Origin of the sequence: Bartonella sp. AA83SXKL, from assembly GCF_042196965.1 — a bacterium.
Taxonomy (GTDB): domain Bacteria; phylum Pseudomonadota; class Alphaproteobacteria; order Rhizobiales; family Rhizobiaceae; genus Bartonella.
Genome location: NZ_JBHIRG010000267.1, coordinates 347 through 618, shown reverse-complemented (window position 1 = coordinate 618; position 272 = coordinate 347). Strand labels below are relative to the sequence as shown.

General features: G+C 36.8%; 1 pseudogene. It reads right to left on the bottom strand.

From position 1 onward, the window contains the following. Window positions 1-48: 48 nt before the first annotated feature. Window positions 49-272, bottom strand: a pseudogene (locus ACFINO_RS11030) (LPS export ABC transporter ATP-binding protein); the annotation flags it as partial.

Genomic DNA, 272 nt, shown 5'->3' with positions numbered 1-272 from the left:
TGCTACAGGTGATAAAGACGTTTTTGATGAAAAGTAAAAGCTGTAAAATCAGAGAGAAAATTGATTTCCTAAATAAATTCTGCGCACATCAGCGTCGTTGATAATATCATTAGGACAACCATGAACCAAAACTTGTCCCGCGTGAATGATATAAGCACGATCGACAAGCCCTAATGTCTCACGCACATTATGATCCGTTATCAAAACACCAATCCCACGCCTAGTTAAATAACGAATAAGCTGCTGAATATCAAAAATAGCAATAAGATCTA